This window comes from Patulibacter sp. NPDC049589, from assembly GCF_040675535.1.
Lineage (GTDB): Bacteria > Actinomycetota > Thermoleophilia > Solirubrobacterales > Solirubrobacteraceae > Patulibacter.
The window spans coordinates 1-5,260 of record NZ_JBFAPC010000251.1; the positions used below are offsets into that span (position 1 = coordinate 1).

Below are 5,260 nucleotides of genomic sequence, written 5' to 3' on the forward strand. Positions count from 1 at the left end.
TGCCGACCGGCCCGCTGCCCCTGGCCGGCCCGACGGCCGCCCACGCCGCCACCGCCGGGACCGTCGACCGGGCGGTGCGTCGCCTGCAGGCCGCCCAGCGCTCCGACGGTGGGTTCGGCGCGGAGGTCGGCGCCAAGGCCTCCGATGCCGCGGCCAGCATCTGGGCCGGTCTCGCGCTCGCCGCCGTCGGCGTCCATCCCGGCGACCAGCCCGCGAAGGGCACGACGCTCCTGGCCTACCTGCGACGCCAGGGGTCGAAGGTCGCCGACACCGGCGACCTGGCGCGCCTCGTCCTGGTGCTGCGGCCCGCCGGCGAGGCCGACTCGGCCGCCGGGCGCGCCGCGCTGGCCGCGCTGCGCACGCGGCAGTCGACCGACGGCGGGTTCCCCGACGGCCCGTCCGGGGCGTCGCGGGTCGAGGCCACCGCCTTCGCGGTGCTCGCGCTGCACGACGGGGCCGGCCGCGCGGACGTCGCCGCCGGCGCCGCCTGGCTCCAGTCCGCCCGCGGCGACGAGGGCTGGGGCGCGACGAAGGGCGCGGTGCAGCGCTCCCGGCCGACGGCACTGGCGCTCCAGGCGCTGGAGGCCACGGACACGCTGGCCCCGGACGCCCCGGACGTGGTCGCCGGCCAACGGTTCCTGCTGGACCGCTCCAACGACGACGGCGGGCTCGGCGACCGCAGCGGCGCGCGGTCGGACCCGGTCTCCACGGCCTGGGCGACGCAGGGCCTGAAGGTCACCGGCATCGACCCGCTCTCCGCCCGGCAGACCACCGGGGCGCTGGGCGACGAGACCGTCCGCACCTACCTCCGCGCGCGCCAGCGCTCCGACGGCGGCTTCGGCAGCACCGTCCGGACGGCGCAGGTCCTCCCGGGCCTCAACGGCACGCCGCTGCCGCTGACCGCCGTCGCCCGCGGCAGCGACCTGGCGAGCGACGAGGCGCCGAGCGACGGCCGCGCCAACGCGGCCCGGGGCGGCGGCTCCGGCAGCGGCTCCGACGGCCTCGACGACGCGAAGGCGGGCCCCGGCTCGCAGCCGAGCGGCGGCGCCGGATCGGGCTCGGGGTCCGGGTCGGGCAGCGGCGCCGGGAGCACGCCGTCCTCCACGCCCCCGGCCTCCTCCTCGAGCCCGCCGGCGACGCAGGTGCCGCCCGTCACCTCGACGCCCCCGACGACGACCAGCGCCGCGCCGCCGGCCTCCACCACGTCCGCGACGCCCCCGACCACCACGACCGGTCCGGCGCCCGCGACCGACACCGCCGGCGGGCAGCAGGTCGGCGGCACCGTCGTCGGCGCCGGCTCGGCTCCCGCCGCGGCGGGCGTGGCCACCGGCGGGGGCGGCTCCGGCGACGACGGCGTCGCGATCGCGCTGGCCGTCGTCCTGGTCGTCGTCTTCGGCGCGGGCGCCCAGCTCGAGCGCCGCCGCCCGCGCCGGGTCGCGCCCTGACCGGGCCCGGGCGGATGAGCACGGCTCCGGCGATGCCCACCAGGAAACCCTCCTAGTAGGTAGCGATCCTGGTGCCGGCCGCCGGCCGACGACGCGGGCGATTCGAACCGGCCACGCCCGCCACCACTGCCGACGCGGCGCGCGGGCGCCGTGACGCCGTCCACAGCGACAGCGGCTGTTTTGGGTAGCCTAAGCTGTTAGGGTTTTTGGCATGCCTTCCGACGCCCCCGCCGACCACGACGCGCCCGCCGACGTCTTCGCGGTCCCGGGCCCGCTCGCCGCTCCTGCCGGCCCCGTCCGCCGTTCATCCGCCGCCGAGGAGGCGCGCACCATCGTCGCCGGGACGACGACCGCCACGCTCGGCTCGCTGAGCGAGGACGGAGGCCCATGGGCCTCGATGGTCGCGGTCGCCAGCCTCCGCGACGGCCGCCCGGTGCTCGTCGTCTCGACGCTCGCCGAGCACGGCCGCAACCTGCTGCGCGACAACCGGGCGAGCCTCAGCGTCGTCGCACCGGCGCGGGGCGACGACCCGCTCGACAGCGGTCGCGTCTCGCTCGCCGGGCGGGTCGAGCAGGCCGAGGGCGCCGACGCCGAGGAGGCGCGCGAGGCCTACCAGCTCGCGGTCCCCCCGGCCGGCTTGTTCAGCGGCTTCGGCGACTTCCGCACCTGGGTGCTGCGGGTCGAGCGCATCCGCTGGGTCGGCGGCTACGGCCGGATGGACCACGTGACGGTCCCGGACTACGAGGCGGCCGAGCCCGACCCGGTCGTCCCGGGCTCGGCGGCCGCGATCGGGCACCTCAATGCCGACCACGCCGACGCGCTGCTCGACATGGCGCGCCACCTCGCCGGCTTCACGGACGCCGAGTCCGCCGAGTGCGTGCGGGCCGACCGCTACGGCCTGGACCTCGCCGTCCGCACCCCGCGCGGCGCGACCACCGCGCGGGTGGGGTACGACGAGCGGCTCGACGCCCCCGCCGGGCTCCGCGCCGCCACCGTGGCGCTGACGAAGAAGGCCCGGGGCGGCGCGCTCGCGCTGCTCGTGACCCTCGCGAGCGTCGCCGGCCTGGGCGCCGGCCCGCTGGCCGGCGACGCGCAGGCGTGGTCGGGGACGGAGCCGGCGCCGCTGACGACCCCCACGGCGTTCGCGACCCCGGGCGCCGCGTCCGCCGCCACGACGCTCGCGGCTCCCGGCGCCTGGGACTCGGGCGCGACGCCCGCGGCCCCCGCCGCCTCGACCCCCGGCACCTCGACCCTGAAGGCCGCCGCGTCGACGAAGGCCGCGAAGAGGACGACCGCACCCAAGCGCGTCGTCACGCTCTCGCCGTTCCTCTCGAACGCCACCTCGCGCCTGGGGGTCAAGCCGATCGCAATGGCTCAGGCCGGCTCCTACATCAAGCCGGTCGCGGGCCTGAAGGGCGTCCGCCAGCTGAAGATGGGCCACCCCGACGGCCCGAACATCGAGACGCTGATCCGCCTGCGCCCCGACCTCGTGCTCTCGTCGCCGAACTGGCGGACGGGCACGCCGAAGATCCAGGAGCAGAAGATCCCCGTCGTCGACGGCTACGACCCGCTGCGCGTCAACACGGTGTCCCCCGCCGTCCGCCTGATCGCGGCGAAGCTCGGCAAGTCGAAGCAGACGGCCGCCCGGCTGACGAAGCGCATCGACGACGGCATCCGCAAGGCCCGCGCCGGCATCAAGGTCCGCCCGAAGGTCCTCGTCGTCCTGGGCGTCGGGCGCAACACGATCGCCTTCCTGCCCAACAGCTGGGGCGGCGACCTCGTCGGCTACGCCGGCGGCCAGCTCGTGACCTCGGGCCTGAAGGCCACGTTCGACGCCGGCACGCCGGGCAGCTTCGCGCCGCTGAGCGACGAGGAGGTCCTGCGCCGCAACCCGGACGTGATCATCGTCGTCCCGCACGGCGCGGCGTCGTCGATCCCGTCGACGATCGAGTTCTTCAAGAACAAGCCGGGCTGGGCGCCGACCGCCGCCGCGAAGAACGGCCGCATCTACATCGCCGACCCCGAGCGGCTGCTGCAGTCCTCCGACGACCCGGGCGCGATGATCACCTGGGTCCGCAAGACCTTCCTGCGCAACTGAGTCCTCGATGCCCCTGCGCCAGCTGGGCGTGCTGACGGTCGCGTCGGTCGCCCTCGTGGTCGCCGCCGTCCTGTCGATCGCCCTCGGGTCGACGACGGTGTCCGTCCACGACGTCCTCCACGCCCTGCCGCTGGTCGGCGACGGCCAGGTGGACCCCGCGACCGACCAGATCGTCAACAGCCTGCGGATCCCGCGGACGGTCACGGCGATCCTCGTCGGAGCCTCGCTCGGGGTCGCCGGCGCGCTGCTGCAGGGGGCGCTCTCCAACCCGCTGGCGTCGCCGGACGTCATCGGCGTGACCGCGGGCTCGGGCTTCGGCGCGATGATCCTGCTGCTGGCCGCCCCGAGCTCGATCGCCCTGGTGCCGCTGAGCGCCCTGGTCTTCGGCCTGATCGCCACCGCGCTGGTCTTCATGGTCGCGTGGGCGGGGCGCGGCGGCGGCAGCGTCGCCCGGCTGATCCTCGCCGGCATCGCCGTCAGCGCCGTCTTCACCGCGGGCACGACCGCGCTGATGACCGCGTACCCCGACCGCGTCTCGTCGGCGATCTTCTTCGTCGCCGGCTACCTCAGCTACGACGGCTGGGGCACGCTGCGCGACGTCTGGCCGTACCTCGCCGTGGGGCTCGCGGCCGCCGTCCTGCTGATCCGGCCGCTCGACCGCCTGGCGCTCGGCGACGACGTGGCGCAGTCGCTCGGCGTCCGTCCCCGCGTCGTGCGCCTCTGCGCCGCCGGCGTCGCGGCGCTGCTGGCCGCCGCGTCCGCCGCGCTGGCCGGGCTGCTCGGCTTCCTCGGGCTCGTCGTCCCCCACACCGTCCGCCTGGCCGGCGGCACGTCGTCGCACCGCTTCGTCGTGCCGACGTCGGCCGTCGCCGGCGCCGCGCTGCTGCTCATCGCCGACACCGTCGCCCGAAGGATCGCCGCGCCGACCGACCTGCCCGTCGGGCCGTTCATGGTCGTCCTCGGCGTGCCGCTGTTCCTCTGGCTGCTGCGGAAGGCCGTCTGATGACCGCCGCCGAGCCGCTGCTGACCGTCCGCGACCTGCGGGTCCGGCTCGGCGGCCAGGAGATCGTCCAGAGCGCCGACCTGCAGCTGCGGCCCGGGACGCTCGTCGCGGTCGTCGGGCCCAACGGCGCGGGCAAGTCGACGATCGTGCGCGCCGCCGCGGGACTCCTGAAGCCCGCCGGCGGCAGCATCGAGTGGGGCGGGACAGAGATCCGGCGCGTCGGACCGAAGCGCCTGGCGCGGCTGCGGGCGTTCGTCCCCCAGCGCCCGGAGGTCCCACAGGGGATCACCGTGCGCGAGGCCGCCCTGATCGGCCGCTCGTCCCAGATCGGCGTGCTCAGCCGCCCCGGCGCCGCCGACCGCGCCGCAGCGATGGCCTCCCTGGAGCGCGCCGACGCGGCCGAGTTCGCGGACCGCCAGCTCTCGACGCTCTCGGGCGGCGAGCTCCAGCGCGTGCAGCTCGCCGTCGGGCTCGCCCAGGGCGCCCCGGCACTGATCGCCGACGAGCCGACGTCCGCGCTGGACCTCGGCGCCACGGCCACGATCGCCCGGCTGCTGCGCCGCCTGGCCGACGAGGGGCTCGGCATCATCCTCGTCGTCCACGACCTCGCGCTCGGATCGGTCCTCCCGACATGACGAGGTGAACGACGTCGCCAGCCGGCGAAAGCGCCGCTCGAGCGGAGGCAACCGCATCGAGACGGGGCATTCCGTCCTC

The 5,260-nt window shown here is 76.7% G+C and carries 4 protein-coding genes; all 4 read left to right on the top strand.

The window, feature by feature from the left end:
- Positions 1-1,445, top strand: a 1,445-nt coding sequence (locus tag AB0L40_RS26240; protein WP_364361500.1) for a prenyltransferase/squalene oxidase repeat-containing protein, incomplete at its 5' end; no start/stop codon positions are given.
- A 211-nt stretch (positions 1,446-1,656) separates the two neighbouring features.
- Complete coding sequence (locus AB0L40_RS26245) at positions 1,657-3,543, top strand: ABC transporter substrate-binding protein (protein WP_364361502.1); 1,887 nt, start codon at positions 1,657-1,659, stop codon at positions 3,541-3,543.
- A gap of 7 nt (positions 3,544-3,550) precedes the next feature.
- Entirely contained in the window at positions 3,551-4,546 is a 996-nt protein-coding gene (locus AB0L40_RS26250) for an iron ABC transporter permease (protein WP_364361504.1), read from the top strand.
- A complete protein-coding gene (locus AB0L40_RS26255) occupies positions 4,546-5,181 on the top strand; it encodes an ABC transporter ATP-binding protein (protein WP_364361506.1) in 636 nt (211 codons plus the stop codon). The genes AB0L40_RS26250 and AB0L40_RS26255 overlap by 1 nt, the downstream gene beginning before the upstream one ends.
- The last annotated feature ends 79 nt before the right edge of the window (positions 5,182-5,260 follow it).